Source organism: Streptomyces chartreusis NRRL 3882 (assembly GCF_900236475.1).
Classification (GTDB): Bacteria; Actinomycetota; Actinomycetes; order Streptomycetales; family Streptomycetaceae; genus Streptomyces; species Streptomyces chartreusis_D.
In genome coordinates this window covers 6,696,252-6,711,660 of record NZ_LT963352.1, presented here as the reverse complement: position 1 = coordinate 6,711,660, position 15,409 = coordinate 6,696,252, and the positions used below count along the sequence as shown (strand labels likewise).

Annotated in this window: 20 protein-coding genes; 1 reads left to right on the top strand and 19 read right to left on the bottom strand. The window is 71.6% G+C overall.

The genetic code is table 11. The features are described 5' to 3' along the window. Positions 1 to 12: 12 nt before the first annotated feature. The 11 genes from lgt to hisI all read right to left on the bottom strand — a co-directional run bounded on the left by lgt (position 13) and on the right by hisI (position 8,727). Positions 13 to 954: a prolipoprotein diacylglyceryl transferase gene (lgt, locus tag SCNRRL3882_RS30340; protein ID WP_050810228.1), complete on the bottom strand. Its 942-nt coding sequence runs from the start codon at positions 952 to 954 to the stop codon at positions 13 to 15. An 84-nt stretch (positions 955 to 1,038) separates the two neighbouring features. Continuing rightward, positions 1,039 to 1,815 (bottom strand): thioredoxin domain-containing protein, encoded by a 777-nt coding sequence (locus SCNRRL3882_RS30335; protein WP_010039444.1) that lies wholly within the window; start codon positions 1,813 to 1,815, stop codon positions 1,039 to 1,041. Between the two features lie 86 nt (positions 1,816 to 1,901). Beyond that, on the bottom strand, positions 1,902 to 2,720 hold the full coding sequence (gene trpA / locus SCNRRL3882_RS30330) for a tryptophan synthase subunit alpha (protein WP_010039441.1): 819 nt from the start codon (positions 2,718 to 2,720) through the stop codon (positions 1,902 to 1,904). After that, on the bottom strand, positions 2,717 to 4,003 hold the full coding sequence (gene trpB / locus SCNRRL3882_RS30325) for a tryptophan synthase subunit beta (protein WP_010039439.1): 1,287 nt from the start codon (positions 4,001 to 4,003) through the stop codon (positions 2,717 to 2,719). The genes trpA and trpB overlap by 4 nt, the downstream gene beginning before the upstream one ends. A 75-nt stretch (positions 4,004 to 4,078) precedes the next feature. After that, a complete protein-coding gene (gene trpM / locus SCNRRL3882_RS30320; RefSeq protein ID WP_078602820.1) occupies positions 4,079 to 4,306 on the bottom strand; it encodes a tryptophan biosynthesis modulator TrpM in 228 nt (75 codons plus the stop codon). A gap of 22 nt (positions 4,307 to 4,328) precedes the next feature. Further along, entirely contained in the window at positions 4,329 to 5,138 is an 810-nt protein-coding gene (gene trpC / locus SCNRRL3882_RS30315) for an indole-3-glycerol phosphate synthase TrpC (RefSeq protein ID WP_010039437.1), read from the bottom strand. 139 nt (positions 5,139 to 5,277) lie between these two features. Then, on the bottom strand, positions 5,278 to 5,712 hold the full coding sequence (locus SCNRRL3882_RS30310) for a DUF2752 domain-containing protein (protein WP_050810227.1): 435 nt from the start codon (positions 5,710 to 5,712) through the stop codon (positions 5,278 to 5,280). An 80-nt stretch (positions 5,713 to 5,792) separates the two neighbouring features. Next, positions 5,793 to 6,044 carry an HGxxPAAW family protein gene (locus SCNRRL3882_RS30305; protein WP_010039431.1) on the bottom strand — a complete coding sequence of 84 codons (252 nt, stop codon included), beginning with the start codon at positions 6,042 to 6,044 and terminating at the stop codon, positions 5,793 to 5,795. Between the two features lie 119 nt (positions 6,045 to 6,163). Then, entirely contained in the window at positions 6,164 to 6,805 is a 642-nt protein-coding gene (locus SCNRRL3882_RS30300) for a TIGR02234 family membrane protein (protein ID WP_029181137.1), read from the bottom strand. A gap of 42 nt (positions 6,806 to 6,847) precedes the next feature. Then, positions 6,848 to 8,329, bottom strand: coding sequence for an anthranilate synthase component I (locus SCNRRL3882_RS30295; protein WP_010039429.1), 1,482 nt, complete (start codon positions 8,327 to 8,329; stop codon positions 6,848 to 6,850). A gap of 11 nt (positions 8,330 to 8,340) precedes the next feature. Beyond that, positions 8,341 to 8,727 (bottom strand): phosphoribosyl-AMP cyclohydrolase, encoded by a 387-nt coding sequence (hisI, locus tag SCNRRL3882_RS30290; protein WP_010039428.1) that lies wholly within the window; start codon positions 8,725 to 8,727, stop codon positions 8,341 to 8,343. Between the two features lie 84 nt (positions 8,728 to 8,811). On the opposite strand from hisI, the gene SCNRRL3882_RS30285 reads away from it, so the two are divergent. After that, positions 8,812 to 9,447: a TIGR03085 family metal-binding protein gene (locus tag SCNRRL3882_RS30285; RefSeq protein WP_010039427.1), complete on the top strand. Its 636-nt coding sequence runs from the start codon at positions 8,812 to 8,814 to the stop codon at positions 9,445 to 9,447. A gap of 72 nt (positions 9,448 to 9,519) precedes the next feature. On the opposite strand, the gene hisF is transcribed toward SCNRRL3882_RS30285, so the two are convergent. Genes hisF through hisD form a run of 8 tightly spaced genes read right to left on the bottom strand, consistent with a single transcriptional unit; the run spans position 9,520 to position 15,239 of the window. Beyond that, positions 9,520 to 10,275, bottom strand: a complete 756-nt coding sequence (gene hisF / locus SCNRRL3882_RS30280; protein WP_010039426.1) for an imidazole glycerol phosphate synthase subunit HisF — start codon at positions 10,273 to 10,275, stop codon at positions 9,520 to 9,522. Continuing rightward, positions 10,272 to 10,673 carry a RidA family protein gene (locus SCNRRL3882_RS30275; protein ID WP_010039424.1) on the bottom strand — a complete coding sequence of 134 codons (402 nt, stop codon included), beginning with the start codon at positions 10,671 to 10,673 and terminating at the stop codon, positions 10,272 to 10,274. Before SCNRRL3882_RS30275 ends, hisF begins: the two co-directional genes overlap by 4 nt. Further along, the gene (priA, locus tag SCNRRL3882_RS30270) at positions 10,670 to 11,395 is read right to left on the bottom strand and encodes a bifunctional 1-(5-phosphoribosyl)-5-((5-phosphoribosylamino)methylideneamino)imidazole-4-carboxamide isomerase/phosphoribosylanthranilate isomerase PriA (protein ID WP_010039422.1); all 726 of its coding nucleotides are present in this window, start codon (positions 11,393 to 11,395) and stop codon (positions 10,670 to 10,672) included. The genes SCNRRL3882_RS30275 and priA overlap by 4 nt, the downstream gene beginning before the upstream one ends. Further along, on the bottom strand, positions 11,392 to 12,063 hold the full coding sequence (gene hisH, locus SCNRRL3882_RS30265) for an imidazole glycerol phosphate synthase subunit HisH (protein WP_418952372.1): 672 nt from the start codon (positions 12,061 to 12,063) through the stop codon (positions 11,392 to 11,394). The genes priA and hisH overlap by 4 nt, the downstream gene beginning before the upstream one ends. After that, positions 12,054 to 12,218: a hypothetical protein gene (locus tag SCNRRL3882_RS41200; RefSeq protein WP_010039417.1), complete on the bottom strand. Its 165-nt coding sequence runs from the start codon at positions 12,216 to 12,218 to the stop codon at positions 12,054 to 12,056. The genes hisH and SCNRRL3882_RS41200 overlap by 10 nt, the downstream gene beginning before the upstream one ends. Continuing rightward, positions 12,215 to 12,808 carry an imidazoleglycerol-phosphate dehydratase HisB gene (hisB, locus tag SCNRRL3882_RS30260; RefSeq protein ID WP_010039415.1) on the bottom strand — a complete coding sequence of 198 codons (594 nt, stop codon included), beginning with the start codon at positions 12,806 to 12,808 and terminating at the stop codon, positions 12,215 to 12,217. The genes SCNRRL3882_RS41200 and hisB overlap by 4 nt, the downstream gene beginning before the upstream one ends. Continuing rightward, the gene (locus SCNRRL3882_RS30255; RefSeq protein ID WP_010039413.1) at positions 12,805 to 13,917 is read right to left on the bottom strand and encodes a histidinol-phosphate transaminase; all 1,113 of its coding nucleotides are present in this window, start codon (positions 13,915 to 13,917) and stop codon (positions 12,805 to 12,807) included. The genes hisB and SCNRRL3882_RS30255 overlap by 4 nt, the downstream gene beginning before the upstream one ends. Beyond that, positions 13,914 to 15,239, bottom strand: a complete 1,326-nt coding sequence (gene hisD / locus SCNRRL3882_RS30250; protein ID WP_010039411.1) for a histidinol dehydrogenase — start codon at positions 15,237 to 15,239, stop codon at positions 13,914 to 13,916. The genes SCNRRL3882_RS30255 and hisD overlap by 4 nt, the downstream gene beginning before the upstream one ends. Positions 15,240 to 15,409: the final 170 nt, after the last annotated feature.

The window sequence follows — 15,409 nt, the reverse complement described above, 5'->3', positions numbered from 1 at the left end:
TACGGACGGTCGTCAGGTCTTCTTCGCCGACCCGGCCTCGTTCTTGGCCTCGTCTTCGGCGTCGCCGTCCTTGCCCTCGGCTTCGCCGTCCTCGCCCTCGTCGCCGGCCTCGCCGTCCGCCTCGGCGGCACCGTCGGCGGCCGCGGGCTCCACGACCTCTTCCCGGCCGGGCCGCTTCTTCGACGACACCACGAGGTACGTGACCGCGAGCAGGAACACGAGCATCGCGGTCCACACGTTCAGCCGGAGGCCCAGGATGTGGTGGGCGTCGTCGACCCGCATGTACTCGATCCACGCCCGGCCCGTGCAGTACGCCGCGACGTACAGCGCGAACGCCCGGCCGTGTCCCAGCCGGAAGCGGCGGTCCGCCCAGATGACCAGGAGCGCGACGCCGATGCACCACAAGGACTCGTACAGGAACGTCGGGTGGTACGTGCCCGGCACCCGGCCGTCCGCTGAGGACGTGATCTCCAGGGCCCACGGCAGGTCGGTGGGCTTGCCGTACAGCTCCTGGTTGAACCAGTTGCCCCAGCGGCCGATCGCCTGGGCGAGGGCGATGCCGGGCGCGACGGCGTCGGCGTACGCCGGCATCGGGATGCCCCGGCGCCGGCAGCCGATCCAGGCGCCCAGCGCGCCCAGCGCGATCGCGCCCCAGATGCCGAGGCCGCCCTCCCAGATCTTGAAGGCGTCCACCCAGTCACGGCCCTCGCTGAAGTACAGCTCGTAGTCCGTGATCACGTGGTAGAGCCGGCCGCCCACGAGGCCGAACGGCACGGCCCAGACCGCGATGTCGGCCACCGTGCCGGCCCGCCCGCCCCGGGCGATCCAGCGCTTGTTGCCGAGCCAGACGGCAACGAAGACGCCGATGATGATGCAGAACGCGTAGCCGCGCAGCGGAATGGGGCCGAGGTACAGCACCCCGCGTGACGGGCTGGGAATGAAGGCAAGTTCCATGGCAAGGTCGACGCTACCGTGCCGGACCGGGGCCGCGGCAGGCAGCCCGGCTACGGGTCCATAACGGGCGCGTGAGAAAGGCCCTTACCCCTTGTTCTGCTCCTGCACCATCTGCTTCAGCTTCGCCGGGGTCATCGTCCGGTCCTGGTAGATGTTCTTGCCGTCGAACAGGACGGTCGGCGTACCCGAGAAGCCGCCCTTGTTGAACGCCTGGTGGGACTTGGCGACCCACGCGTTGTGCGTGCCGTCCTCGACGCACTTGCGGAAGGCGGGGGTGTCCAGGCCGTCGACCTTGCCGGCCAGCTCGATCAGCTTGGCGTTCCTGGCGTAGGCGTCGTCGACCTCCGGGGGCTGGTTGTCGAAGAGCACGTCGTGGTACTCGGGGAACTTCCCGGCGTCCTGGGCGCAGGCCGCGGCGTTGGCCGCGTTGCGGGAGCCGGTGCCGCTCATGTTGCCGTCGATGAGGGTCACGAGGTGGTACTCGGTCTTCAGCTGGCCGGCGTTCGTCAACTCGTGGATCACCGGCCGGTACGCCGTCTCGAAGGCCTTGCAGGCGGGGCAGCGGAAGTCCTCCCACACCGTGAGCGTGGACTTGGCGCTGTCCTTGCCGACCGGGATGGCCAGGCCGTCCTTGCCCTGTGCTCCCGACGGCGCCACGACCGGGCCCGCCGCCTCGCTGTCGTCGTCCTTCCCGGCGTTGGCCGCGACGACGCCGATCACCGCCGCGAGCCCCAGGACGGCCACGACGGCACCGCCCACGATCAGCGCGCGCCTGCGCTTGTCCGAGGCCTTCTGCTTCTCGCGCTCCACCGCCAGCTTCTCCCGGGCGGTGCGCTTTCCCTCACGGTTCTTCTCGCTCACACCCCGGAAACGAACCGGGGAGGCGCACCGCGCCTCCCCGGCCCCAGGTCCACCCGTACGAGGGACCCGTATGACTACCCGGCTTCTTACGCCTGTCCGCGCACGCCCTTCGCCAGGCCGGCCGCCAGGGTGCGGACGGCCTCGACACCGGCCGCGTCGTCCGGGGCGTCGAGCATGGCCTTGACGAAGGCCGAGCCGACGATCACGCCGTCGGCGAAGCCGGCGACCTCGGCGGCCTGGGTGGCGTTGGAGACGCCGAGCCCGACGCAGACCGGCAGGTCCGTGCCGGTGGCCCGGGTGCGTTCCACCAGGTCCTCGGCCTGCGAGCTGACCGACTCACGGGTGCCGGTGACGCCCATGAGGGAGGCGGCGTAGACGAAGCCGCTGCCCGCCGCGGTGATCTGCGCGAGCCGCTCGTCCTTGCTGCTGGGCGCGACGACGAAGACGGTGGCGAGACCGTGCTTCTCGGCGTGCTCCCTCCACAGCGCCGACTCCTGCACGGGCAGGTCGGGCAGGATGCACCCGGCGCCGCCCGCCTCGGCGAGCTCGGCGGTGAACCGCTCGACGCCGTAGCGGTCGATGGGGTTCCAGTACGTCATGACGAGGATCGGCTTGCCGGTGGCCGCGTGGGTCTCGCGGACCGTGCGCATCACGTCGGCGATCCTCACGCCGCCGCGCAGGGCGATGTCGTCGGCGGTCTGGATGACGGGCCCGTCGAGGACGGGGTCGCTGTGCGGCAGACCGACCTCGACGACGTCGGCACCGCCGTCCAGGGCGGCCTTGATCGCCTCGATGCCGCCGTCCACGGTCGGGAACCCGGCCGGGAGGTAGGCGATGAGGGCGGACCGGCCCTCGGACTTCGCCGCGGCGAGGGTGTCGGTCAACAGCTGGATCTTGCCGCTCACTTGGCGTCCCCCTCGATCTCGGCGGTGTCGGTGTCCGCGTCGGCGGCGACCTCGGCGTCGGTGTCGTAGAGGCCGAAGTAGCGCGCGGCGGTGTCCATGTCCTTGTCGCCGCGGCCGGACAGGTTGACCACGATCAGCCCGTCCTTGCCCAGCTCCTTGCCGACCTCCAGGGCGCCGGCCAGCGCGTGGGCGCTCTCGATGGCCGGGATGATGCCCTCGGTGCGGGACAGCAGGCGCAGGGCCTGCATGGCCGCGTCGTCGGTGACCGCGCGGTACTCACCGCGGCCGGAGTCCTTGAGGTAGGAGTGCTCGGGCCCGATGCCCGGGTAGTCCAGACCGGCCGAGATCGAGTACGGCTCGGTGATCTGCCCCTCGTCGTCCTGGAGGACGTAACTGCGGGAGCCGTGCAGGATGCCGGGCTCGCCCGCGGTCAGGGTCGCCGCGTGCTCGCCGGTGTCGACGCCGTGGCCGGCCGGCTCGCAGCCGATGAGGCGGACGGACTCGTCCGGGATGAAGGCGTGGAAGAGGCCGATGGCGTTGGAACCGCCGCCGACGCAGGCGACGGCCGCGTCGGGGAGCCGGCCCGCGCGCTCCAGGAGCTGGCGGCGGGTCTCCACGCCGATGACCCGGTGGAAGTCGCGGACCATGGCCGGGAAGGGGTGGGGGCCGGCGACCGTGCCGAAGAGGTAGTGCGTGTGGTCGACGTTGGCGACCCAGTCGCGGAACGCCTCGTTGATCGCGTCCTTCAGCGTGCGGCTGCCGGACTTCACGGCGATGACCTCGGCGCCGAGCATGCGCATGCGGGCGACGTTGAGGGCCTGGCGCCGGGTGTCGATCTCACCCATGTAGATCGTGCACTCGAGGCCGAAGAGCGCGCAGGCCGTGGCCGTGGCCACGCCGTGCTGGCCGGCGCCCGTCTCGGCGATGACCCGGGTCTTGCCCATGCGCTTGGTGAGCAGGGCCTGGCCGAGGACGTTGTTGATCTTGTGGGAGCCGGTGTGGTTGAGGTCCTCGCGCTTGAGGAAGACCCGGGCGCCACCGGCGTGCTCGGCGAACCGGGGCACCTCCGTGAGCGCCGACGGGCGGCCGGTGTAGTTGACCAGGAGGTCGTCGAGTTCCCTGGCGAACTCCGGGTCGTGCTTGGCCTTGTCGTACTCGACGGCGACCTCGTCGACGGCGGCGACGAGGGCCTCGGGGATGAACTTGCCGCCGAACGCGCCGAAGTAGCCTTCGGGGTTGGGGGTTCGACCCTCGGGGTCGGGGATGAAGAACTGACTGGGCATGCGGAAACCTCACGGTGAGTGTGTTGGGTGCACTGGTCGCCGTGGGGGCGGGGATCGGCTGTCGGCCGCGGGCCGTCAGTGGCTGGTCGCGCCCGCGCGGCGGTAGCCGCACATTGAACAGAGTCCCGCGCCCCTGACGGGGCGCCGCTGCCATCGCATGCCGTTCACCTGGCCCGGCTCGTCACCGATGACGTACCGGACGCGGCGGCCGTGTACGCGGCGCGCGGGCGCACGGCAGCCGCGGGGGCGGCAGCCGCGCGCGAGGCGGGCGTACCGGTCCACGGTCGTCATGGTGAGAGTCATCGGGGCCAAGCCTAGCGGGAGATCAGCCCCGGCCGTGCCGGAGGGCCGGATGTTCGCCTGCCGCCACCAGGTCGGAGACCGCCGTCTTGGGGTCCTTGCCGGTGACGAGGGACTCGCCCACCAGGACCGCGTCGGCGCCGGCGTTGGCGTAGGCGATGAGGTCGTGCGGGCCGCGGACGCCGGACTCGGCGATCTTGATGATGTGGTCGGGGATCTCCGGTGCCACGCGCTCGAAGGTGCCCCGGTCGACCTCGAGGGTCTTGAGGTTGCGCGCGTTGACGCCGATCACGCGGGCGCCGGCGTCGACCGCGCGCTCGACCTCGTCCTCGTCGTGCACCTCGACGAGCGGCGTGAGCCCGATGGACTCGGCGCGCTCGATGAGGGACTCCAGGGCGGGCTGGTCGAGGGCGGCGACGATCAGCAGGACGACGTCGGCGCCGTAGGCGCGGGCCTCCCACAGCTGGTACGACGTGACGATGAAGTCCTTGCGCAGGACCGGGATGTCCACGCGGGCGCGGACCGCTTCGAGGTCGGCGAGGGAGCCGCCGAAGCGGCGCTGTTCGGTGAGGACGGAGATGACGGCCGCGCCGCCCGCCTCGTAGTCCGCGGCGAGTCCGGCCGGGTCGGCGATCGCGGCGAGCGCGCCCTTGGAGGGGCTGGAGCGCTTGACCTCGCAGATCACCTTGACGCCGTCCCCGCGCAGTGCGGCCGCGCCGTCCTTGGCCGCGGGAGTCTTCGCCGCGCGCTCCTTGAGCTCGTCGAGGCTGACGCGCGCCTGCCGCTCCGCGAGGTCGGCACGGACTCCGTCGATGATCTCGTCGAGCACACTCACGCGAGCGGCCCCCTTCCAGACTCTTGACAGTTCCATCGACCGATCGAAAACCGATGGTCACTGCGATGGTATCCGCAGCGGTGCGCAGGCTTCGCATCCGGTTGACGCCGGTCCCACTACCTGGACATCCGCCAGTTGATCAAGGATGGAGCCAGCCACCGAAGGGCAGGTTCCGGACAACGGTGAAGACCAGCAGCAACGCGCCGAGGCTCCACACCAGCCCCGGGCGGGGGTCGATCCGCATCGGGCGCCCGCGCACCGCGTGGACCACCCATACGGTCCACAGCACGGCGAACGCCAGATAGCCGAGGACGGCGAGCGCGTTGGCGTGCAGTGCCGCCGGGAAGTCGCCGTGGACGAAGGCGTGCGCGCTGCGCAGTCCGCCGCAGCCGGGGCAGTACAGGCCGGTGTAGTGCAGCAGCGGGCAGACGGGGTAGTGGCCGGGTTCGTTGGGGTCGACCGCGCCCACGTAGGCGAAGGCGGCGGCGACGGCCGCGAGCACCCCGGCGGGGACGGCCAGTCGGCCCGCGACGCTGTGCGTCACCCTTCGGCTGTCGGCGTTCACGGTACGCATTGTGCCCGGCACGCGCGTGAGGGGCGGTCCCGGCACCCGAGTGCCGGCCGCCCCTCGCGTGACAACGGGGTTGTTCGTGATCAGCCCTCGGCGCGGGCCGGCTCGCGGTCGCCCGTCATCTTGTGCGGCTGGTGCAGGTCCTTGGGCTGGCCGAGGCCCATCATCCGCATGATGCCGCCGACCACACCGCCGAGGAGCACGACGACCATGCCCGCCCAGAAGCCCACGGGCTGGTCCATCACCATGAACGCGCCCGCGACGCAGAAACCGATGAAGGCGATCGTGACACCGGTCCAGGCGGCCGGGGTGTGACCGTGGCTGCTGCCCGCCATTGCTTGCTCCTCGTTGCTGTGTGCGTGTCTGAGCAGGACGCTCGGGCCCATTGTCCCGCACGCGCGCGTAACCGGTGAGCGGGGGTGCTCCTGGGATGCTCCCCGCTGCTCCGGGTGGCTCAGGCCCCGGTGGGGTCCTCGCCCCGGTCGAGCGCCTTCCACAGGTCCTCGGGCCGGTCGGGGTCGACGGCGGGGGCCTTTCGGCGCGGCTGGGGCGCGCCGTCGCGCTCGTAGCGGCCGGACATCGCGGGCCACAGCCGGCCGTAGCGCAGGGCGAGCAGCCCGGCCAGGAGGATCAGAACGCCGCCGACGGCCGCGACGTACGGCCAGGCGGTGTGGCTGAGGGTGTCCACGGAGGCGGAGGTGTCCCCGGAGGCCTGGGCGGCCTGCTCGTCGAGCGCGGAGCCGTCGGAGGCGCCGAGCAGGGCGGCGGCGACGATGCCCGCGCCGGACAGCGCCAGCAGCCCGGCCACGATGAAGCGGCCGGCCCGGCGGACGGCGAAGACGGCGACGAGCGCGGCGAGGCCCACTATGGCGAGCGCCGCGGGTACGCCCGTGACGTCGCTGCCCTTGGCGGTCAGGGGGAAGGCGCCGCCGGCCACCGTCGCGGTGCCCTCCGCCCAGCGCTGCCGGGTGGCGAGCAGCGCCACGGCCGCGCCGAGCGCACCGCCCAGCAGCGCCACGGCGAGGCTCAGACGGCCGGCCCGGGCGGATCCGGCGGCTTCGGAACGGGGGTGAGGTGCAGCAGTCACGTACCCCACTATCGCCTGAACCCCGGGCGAACCGTCACCCGGGGGTTCATCTCAGGCCTTTCCCAGCCGGTTCGCCGTGTGTACGGCCCTGAGGACCGCCGCCGCCTTGTTGCGGCACTCGGTGTCCTCGGCGACCGGGTCGGAGTCGGCGACGATGCCCGCGCCGGCCTGCACGTACGCGGTTCCGTCGCGCAGGAGGGCGGTGCGGATGGCGATGGCGGTGTCGGAGTCGCCGGCGAAGTCGAGGTAGCCGACGCAGCCGCCGTAGAGCCCGCGCCGGGAGGGTTCGAGTTCGTCGATGATCTGCATGGCGCGGGGCTTCGGGGCGCCCGAGAGGGTGCCGGCCGGGAAGCAGGCGGTGAGGACGTCGAAGGCCGTGCGCCCGGCCGCCACGCGGCCTGTCACGGTCGAGACGATGTGCATCACGTGCGAGTACCGCTCGACGGACATGAAGTCGACGACCTCGACCGAGCCGGGCTCACAGACCCGCCCCAGGTCGTTGCGGCCCAGGTCGACGAGCATGAGGTGCTCGGCGCGCTCCTTGGGGTCGGCGAGCAGTTCGTCGGCGAGGGCCTGGTCCTCCTGCGGGGTGGCGCCGCGCCAGCGGGTGCCGGCGATGGGGTGGACCATGGCGCGTCCGTCCTCGACCTTGACCAGGGCCTCGGGGGACGAGCCGACGACGTCGAACCCGTCGAAGCGGAACAGGTACATGTACGGGGACGGGTTGGTGGCCCGCAGGACCCGGTAGACGTCCAGCGCGCTCGCCGTGCACGGCGTCTCGAAGCGCTGGGAGGGGACCACCTGGAAGGCCTCGCCGGCCCGGATGCGTTCCTTGATGTCCTCGACGGCCTCCTGGAAGTCGGGGCCGCCCCACAGCGCCGTGTACTCGGGGAGCTCGGAGGGCGGGAGCGCGGCCGGGGGCTGCGCGACCGCGCGGGAGAGGTCGGCCTCCATGGCGTCGAGCCGGGCCACGGCGTCCGCGTAGGCCTCGTCGACGCCGGTCTCCAGGTCGTTGTGGTTGATCGCGTTGGCGATCAGCAGGACCGAGCCCTCCCAGTGGTCCATGACGGCCAGGTCGCTGGTGAGCAGCATGGTCAGCTCGGGCAGCTTCAGGTCGTCGCGCTCGCCCGGGCCGATCTTCTCCAGGCGGCGGACGATGTCGTAGCCGAGGTAGCCGACCATGCCGCCGGTGAACGGCGGCAGGCCGTCCTGGTGGGGCGTGTGCAGGGCCTCGATGGTGGCGCGCAGGGCGGCGAGGGGGTCGCCGTCGACGGGGACGCCGACGGGCGGGGCGCCGAGCCAGTGGGCCTGCCCGTCGCGCTCGGTCAGCGTGGCCGCCGACCGCACGCCCACGAAGGAGTACCGGGACCACGAGCGGCCGTTCTCCGCGGACTCCAGCAGGAAGGTGCCCGGGCGCTCGGCGGCCAGCTTGCGGTAGAGCGCCACCGGGGTGTCGCCGTCGGCGAGGAGTTTGCGGGTGACCGGGATGACCCGCCGGTCGGTGGCGAGCTTGCGGAACGTCTCGAGGTCCATGGCCGCTGACCTTACTGATCCGAGGCGGGGGCGTCGGAGCCGCCGTCCTTGAGGAGCACGTCCTGGTCGAAGCAGGTGCGCGCGCCGGTGTGGCAGGCGGCGCCGACCTGGTCGACCTTCACCAGGACGGTGTCGGCGTCGCAGTCGAGGGCGACGGACTTCACCCACTGGAAGTGGCCGGAGGTGTCGCCCTTGACCCAGTACTCCTGGCGGCTGCGGGACCAGTACGTGCACCGGCCGGTGGTCAGGGTGCGGTGCAGCGCCTCGTCGTCCATCCAGCCGAGCATCAGCACCTCTCCGGTGTCGTACTGCTGGGCGATGGCGGGCAGGAGGCCGTCGGCGCTGCGCTTGAGGCGGGCGGCGATCTCCGGGTCGAGACGGCTGGGCGTGCTGGTCATGCCGTCCATTGTGCCGGGCGCCACTGACGGAGCAGGTGGAGTGTCCACTGGGCGGACCCGACGGCCGGTCGTAGGCTGGGCGGCATGTCGACCCATGCCAAGCGCGAACGACTTCTCCTCGCCGATCTGTTGGAGACCGCGGGCCCGGACGCGCCCACCCTGTGCGAGGGCTGGACGACCCGGGACCTCGCGGCGCACGTGGTCGTGCGGGAGCGCCGCCCGGACGCCGCCGGCGGGATACTGATCAAGCAGCTCGCGCCGCGCCTGGACCGGGTGATGGCGGAGTACACCGACAAGCCGTACGAGGAGCTGATCCAGCTGATCCGTACGGGGCCGCCGCGTTTCTCGCCCTTCTCGCTCAAGCAGGTCGACGAGATGTCGAACATCATCGAGTTCTACGTCCACACGGAGGACGTCCGGCGCGCCCAGCCCGACTGGTCGCCGCGCGAGCTCGACCCGGTCTTCCAGGACGCCCTGTGGTCCCGGCTGGAGCGCACCGCCCGGCTGATGGGGCGGGGCGTCCCGACGGGCCTGGTGCTGCGCCGTCCGGACGGCCAGACGGTCGTCGCCCACCGGGGCGCGCCGGTGGTCACGGTGACGGGTGAGCCCTCCGAGCTGGTGCTGTTCTCCTACGGCCGGCAGAGCGAGGCCAAGGTCGAGCTGGACGGCGACGAGGACGCGATCGCGAAGCTGCACGAGACGAAGCAGCTCGGGATCTGAGGGGCCGTGAGGAAACCCCGGGCATGAGGAGGCCCCGGCCGCAGCACGCGGCCGGGGCTCCCGACACGCGGGTCACCGCACCGGGTGACCCGCCTCCCGCAGCGTCTCCTTGACCTGGCCGATGCGCAGGTCCCCGAAGTGGAACACCGACGCGGCCAGCACGGCGTCCGCGCCCGCCGCGATGGCCGGCGGGAAGTCGGCCAGCTTGCCCGCGCCGCCCGAGGCGATGACCGGGACGGTCACGTGCCCCCGCACTGCCTGGATCATCTCCAGGTCGTAGCCGTCCTTGGTGCCGTCCGCGTCCATGGAGTTGAGCAGGATCTCGCCGGCGCCCAGCTCCGCGGCCTGGTGCGCCCACTCGACGGCGTCGATGCCGGTGCCGCGACGGCCGCCGTGGGTGGTCACCTCGAAGGAGCCGGACTCGGTGCGGCGCGCGTCCACCGACAGGACCAGGACCTGGCGGCCGAAGCGTTCCGCGATCTCCCGGATCAGCTCCGGGCGGGCGATCGCGGCCGTGTTGACGCCGACCTTGTCCGCGCCGGCCCGCAGCAGCTTGTCCACGTCCTCGGCGGTGCGCACCCCGCCGCCGACCGTGAGCGGGATGAACACCTGCTCGGCCGTGCGGCGCACCACGTCGTACGTCGTCTCGCGGTTGCCCGACGAGGCGGTGATGTCCAGGAACGTCAGCTCGTCGGCGCCCTCGGCGTCGTACACCTTGGCCATCTCGACGGGGTCGCCCGCGTCGCGCAGGTTCTGGAAGTTGACGCCCTTGACGACCCGGCCGTTGTCCACGTCCAGGCAGGGGATGACTCGGACCGCCAGGGTCATGAATCCACCGTTCCTCTGAATGCCTCTAGTTCCACCGACACCAGGACGCGCGGGTCGACGAAGCCCTCCACGACGAGGAAGGTCGCGACCGGGCGCACGGAGTCGAACAGCTCCTTGTGGGCCCGGCCCACCTCGTCGAGGTCGCGCGAGTGGGCCAGGTACATCCGCGTACGGACCACGGACCCGATGCCGAGCCCGAACTCGCCGATCGCCTCGAGGGCGCTGGTGAAGGCCGCCTTGGCCTGCTCGTACGGATCGCCCTCCCCGTACAGCACATCGCCCTTGAAGGGTGTCGTGCCCGCCACCAGCACCCGATCGCCCGCCGCCACGGCGCGCGCGAAACCGAAACTCTCTTCCCAGGGACTTCCGCTCTGCACGCGCCGTACGGCATCGCTCATGACGACACAGTCTCCAATGCCTCTTCCAGGGTGAACGCCTTCGCGTACAGCGCCTTCCCTACGATCGCGCCCTCGACACCGAGCGGCACGAGGCCGGCGATGGCCCGGAGGTCGTCCAGCGAGGACACGCCGCCGGAGGCCACGACAGGGCGGTCCGTCGCGGCGCACACATTGCGCAGCAGTTCCAGGTTCGGGCCCTGGAGCGTGCCGTCCTTCGCGATGTCCGTGACGACGTACCGCGCGCAGCCCTCCTTGTTGAGGCGCTCCAGCGTCTCGTAGAGGTCGCCGCCGTCGCGGGTCCAGCCGCGGCCGCGCAGGGTGGTGCCGCGGACGTCCAGTCCGACCGCGATCTTGTCGCCGTGCTCGGCGATGACCTTGGCGACCCACTCGGGGGTCTCCAGGGCGGCCGTGCCCAGGTTCACGCGGGTGCAGCCGGTGGCCAGGGCGGCGGCGAGGGTGTCGTCGTCGCGGATGCCGCCGGACAGCTCCACCTTGATGTCCATCGCCTTGGCGACCTCGGCGATCAGCTCGCGGTTGTCGCCGGTGCCGAACGCGGCGTCCAGGTCGACCAGGTGCAGCCACTCGGCGCCGGACCGCTGCCAGGCGAGGGCGGCCTCCAGGGGCGAGCCGTAGGAGGTCTCCGTTCCGGACTCGCCGTGCACCAGGCGCACCGCCTGGCCGTCGCGGACGTCGACGGCGGGGAGGAGTTCGAGCTTGCTCACAGTGTTCCGATCCAGTTGGTGAGGAGCTGGGCTCCGGCGTCGCCGGACTTCTCGGGGTGGAACTGCGTGGCCCACAGGGCGCCGTTCTCGACGGCCGCGACGAACGGCTTGCCGTGCGTGGACCAGGTGACCTTGGGGGCCTCCATCGCCGGGTTGTGGGTCTCCAGCGACCAGTCGTGGACGGCGTAGGAGTGCACGAAGTAGAAGCGCGCGTCCGCGTCCAGGCCGGCGAACAGCTGCGAGCCGGGCGCCGCGTCCACGGTGTTCCAGCCCATGTGGGGCACGATCTCGGCCTGGAGCGGCTCGACCGAGCCGGGCCACTCGTCTAGGCCCTCGGTCTCCACGCCGTGTTCGATGCCGCGGGCGAAGAGGATCTGCATGCCGACGCAGATGCCCATGACCGGGCGCCCGCCGGACAGCCGGCGGTCGACGATCCAGTCGCCGCGTGCCTCGCGCAGGCCCTTCATGCAGGAGGCGAAGGCGCCGACGCCGGGCACGAGCAGCCCGTCGGCGTTCAGGGCCTTGTCGTAGTCACGCGTTATCTCGACGTCGGCTCCCGCGCGCGCGAGGGCTCGCTCGGCGGAGCGGACGTTGCCGAAGCCGTAGTCGAAGACGACTACCTTCTTCTGCTTCTTCGAGGGGGCGCTCGATGGGGCGCTCAATTCCACACCTCCAGCCTCACGACACCGGCCGCCAGGCACATCGCGGCGCCGATGGAGAGCAGCACGATCAGGCCCTTGGGCATCTTCTGCTTGACGAAGGAGTAGATCCCGCCGACGAGGAACAGGCCGACGACGATCAGCAGGGTCGAGATGCCGTTCACAGGGCGCCCTTCGTGGAGGGGAGGATGCCGGCCGCGCGCGGGTCGCGTTCGGAGGCGTAGCGCAGGGCCCGGGCCAGCGCCTTGAACTGGCACTCGACGATGTGGTGCGCGTTGCGCCCGTAGGGCACGTGCACGTGCAGCGCGATCTGGGCCTGGGCCACGAAGGACTCCAGGATGTGCCGGGTCATGGTGGTGTCGTACTCGCCGATCATCGGCGCCATCTTCTCGGGCTCGGTGTGCACGAGGTAGGGGCGGCCGGACAGGTCGACGGTGACCTGGGCGAGGGACTCGTCCAGCGGGACCGTGCAGTTGCCGAAGCGGTAGATGCCGACCTTGTCGCCGAGGGCCTGCTTGAAGGCGGCGCCGAGGGCGAGGGCGGTGTCCTCGATGGTGTGGTGCGAGTCGATGTGCAGATCGCCCTCGGTCTTCACGGTCAGGTCGAACAGACCGTGCCGGCCGAGCTGGTCGAGCATGTGGTCGTAGAAGCCGACGCCTGTCGACACATCGACCTTTCCGGACCCGTCGAGGCCGATCTCGACGAGCACCGACGTCTCCTTGGTGACTCGCTCCACGCGTCCCACGCGGCTCATGTGCTCTGCTCCTTCTTCAGTTCACGGACCGCGTCGAGGAACGCGTCGTTCTCTTCGGGGGTGCCGGCCGACACCCGCAGCCACCCGGGGATGCCGTTGTCCCGGACCAGGACGCCCCGGTCGAGGATCTTCTGCCAGGCCGTGTGCGCGTCCTCGAACCTGCCGAACTGCACGAAGTTGGCGTCGGACTCGACGACGTCGTAGCCGGTGGCGCGCAGTTCGCGCACCAGGCGGTCCCGCTCGGCCTTGAGCTGCTCGACGTAGCCCAGCAGCGTGCCGGTGTGCTCCAGGGCGGCCAGGGCCGTCGCCTGGGTGACGGCCGACAGGTGGTAGGGCAGCCGAACGAGCTGGACGGCGTCGACGACGGCCGGGTGCGCGGCGAGGTAGCCGAGGCGCAGGCCCGCCGCGCCGAACGCCTTGGACATCGTGCGGGAGATGACGAGGTTCGGGCGCCCGTCGAGCAGCGGCAGCAGCGAGTCGCCGTGGCTGAACTCGATGTACGCCTCGTCCACGACCACCATCGACGGTTTCGCCGCCTGCGCGGCCTCGTAGAGCGCGAGGACCGTCTCGGGCGGGACCGCGTTGCCCGTGGGGTTGTTGGGAGTGGTGACGAAGACGACGTCGGGCCGGTGCTCGGCGATCGCCTTCTCGGCGGCCGGGACATCGATCGTGAAGTCCTCGTTGCGGGGGCCGGAGATCCAGCCCGTGCCGGTGCCGCGCGCGATGAGCCCGTGCATCGAGTACGACGGCTCGAAGCCGATCGCGCTGCGGCCGGGCCCGCCGAAGGTCTGGAGCAGCTGCTGGATGACCTCGTTGGAGCCGTTGGCGGCCCAGACGTTGGCGAGGCCGACCTCGTGTCCGGAGGTGTCCGTCAGGTACTCGGCGAGCTTCGTGCGCAGTTCGACCGCGTCCCGGTCGGGGTAGCGGTTGAGGTTGCGGGCCGCCTCTCGGACCCGCTCGGCGATGCGCTCGACCAGCGGCTCGGGCAGCGGGTAGGGGTTCTCGTTGGTGTTCAGCCGTACGGGGACGTCCAGCTGGGGCGCGCCGTAGGGGGACTTGCCGCGCAGTTCGTCCCGTACGGGCAGATCGTCGATGCGTACGTCGCTCACTTGCTCTCGGGTACCTTCCAGCCGAACCTGGCCTTGATCGCCGCGCCGTGTGCGGGCAGGTCTTCCGCCTCCGCCAGCGTGACCACGTGGTGCGCCACCTCGGCCAGCGCGTCCTGCGTGTAGTCGACGATGTGGATGCCGCGCAGGAAGGACTGGACGGACAGGCCGGAGGAGTGGCAGGCGCAGCCGCCGGTGGGCAGGACGTGGTTGGAGCCGGCCGCGTAGTCGCCGAGGGAGACCGGGGCCCAGGGGCCGATGAAGATCGCGCCGGCGTTCTTGACGCGGTCGGCCACGGCGGCGGCGTCGGCCGTCTGGATCTCCAGGTGCTCGGCGCCGTACGCGTCGACCACCTTCAGGCCCTCGTCGATGCCGTCGACCAGGACGATCGCGGACTGCTTTCCGGACAGCGCCGGGACGATCCGGTCGTCGACGTGCTTGGTGGCCGCGACCTGCGGCTCCAGCTCCTTCTCCACGGCGTCCGCGAGGTCGGCGGAGTCCGTGACGAGGACGGCGGCGGCCAGCGGGTCGTGCTCGGCCTGACTGATCAGGTCGGAGGCCACGTGCACCGGGTCGGCCGTCTCGTCGGCCAGGACCGCGATCTCGGTCGGGCCGGCCTCGGCGTCGATGCCGATCCGGCCCGTGAAGTAGCGCTTGGCGGCGGCGACCCAGATGTTGCCGGGGCCGGTGACCATGTCGGCGGGCGGGCAGGATTCCGTGCCGTACGCGAACATCGCGACGGCGGTGGCGCCCCCGGCGGCGTAGACCTCTTCGACGCCGAGCAGGGCGCAGGCGGCGAGGATGGTCGGGTGCGGCAGCCCGTGGAACTCGGCCTGGGCCGGGGAGGCGAGCGCGATGGACTCGACGCCGGCCTCCTGCGCGGGCACGACGTTCATGACCACGGAGGACGGATACACGGACCGGCCGCCGGGCGCGTACAGCCCGACCCGCTCGACCGGAACCCACTTCTCGGTCACCGTGCCGCCGGGCACCACCTGCGTGGTGTGCGTGCTGCGGCGCTGCTCGCGGTGGACGGTCCGGGCGCGCCGGATGGACTCCTCCAGGGCCGCGCGCACGGCCGGGTCGAGTTCCTCCAGCGCGCGCGTGAGCGCGGCGGCCGGGACCCGCACCTGGTCGAGCCTGACCCCGTCGAACCGCTCGGCGAACTCGATCAGCGCCGCGTCGCCCCGATGATGCACGTCCTCGCAGATCGGACGCACCTTCTCCAGGGCGGCCGACACGTCGAACTCGGCTCGGGGCAGCAGGTCACGCAGGGCGGGGCCCTCGGGAAGGGCGTCGCCGCGCAGATCGATTCGGGAGATCACGTGCTCAATTCTCTCAGACCCGAATGACGCGCCGTTCGCTCGTATCAATGGCTGATACAGACCGCCGACCACACCCGGAAGATCCCCTTCACTTTTCGCGTTCGGGCCGTCACTCAGCGGGCATGAACAGGTGTACGAGGCATCTGACCCGCGAGTATCCGGGGAGGAAG

Bases quoted from the DNA above. Each gene is read 5' to 3' on its own strand.
- lgt (WP_050810228.1), bottom strand. From the start codon at position 954: ATGGAACTTGCCTTCATTCCCAGCCCGTCACGCGGGGTGCTGTACCTC.
- trpB (WP_010039439.1), bottom strand. From the start codon at position 4,003: ATGCCCAGTCAGTTCTTCATCCCCGACCCCGAGGGTCGAACCCCCAAC.
- trpM (WP_078602820.1), bottom strand. From the start codon at position 4,306: ATGACTCTCACCATGACGACCGTGGACCGGTACGCCCGCCTCGCGCGC.
- SCNRRL3882_RS30310 (WP_050810227.1), bottom strand. From the start codon at position 5,712: ATGCGTACCGTGAACGCCGACAGCCGAAGGGTGACGCACAGCGTCGCG.
- SCNRRL3882_RS30305 (WP_010039431.1), bottom strand. From the start codon at position 6,044: ATGGCGGGCAGCAGCCACGGTCACACCCCGGCCGCCTGGACCGGTGTC.
- SCNRRL3882_RS30295 (WP_010039429.1), bottom strand. From the start codon at position 8,329: ATGGACCTCGAGACGTTCCGCAAGCTCGCCACCGACCGGCGGGTCATC.
- hisI (WP_010039428.1), bottom strand. From the start codon at position 8,727: ATGACCAGCACGCCCAGCCGTCTCGACCCGGAGATCGCCGCCCGCCTC.
- SCNRRL3882_RS30285 (WP_010039427.1), top strand. From the start codon at position 8,812: ATGTCGACCCATGCCAAGCGCGAACGACTTCTCCTCGCCGATCTGTTG.
- hisF (WP_010039426.1), bottom strand. From the start codon at position 10,275: ATGACCCTGGCGGTCCGAGTCATCCCCTGCCTGGACGTGGACAACGGC.
- SCNRRL3882_RS30275 (WP_010039424.1), bottom strand. From the start codon at position 10,673: ATGAGCGATGCCGTACGGCGCGTGCAGAGCGGAAGTCCCTGGGAAGAG.
- hisB (WP_010039415.1), bottom strand. From the start codon at position 12,808: ATGAGCCGCGTGGGACGCGTGGAGCGAGTCACCAAGGAGACGTCGGTG.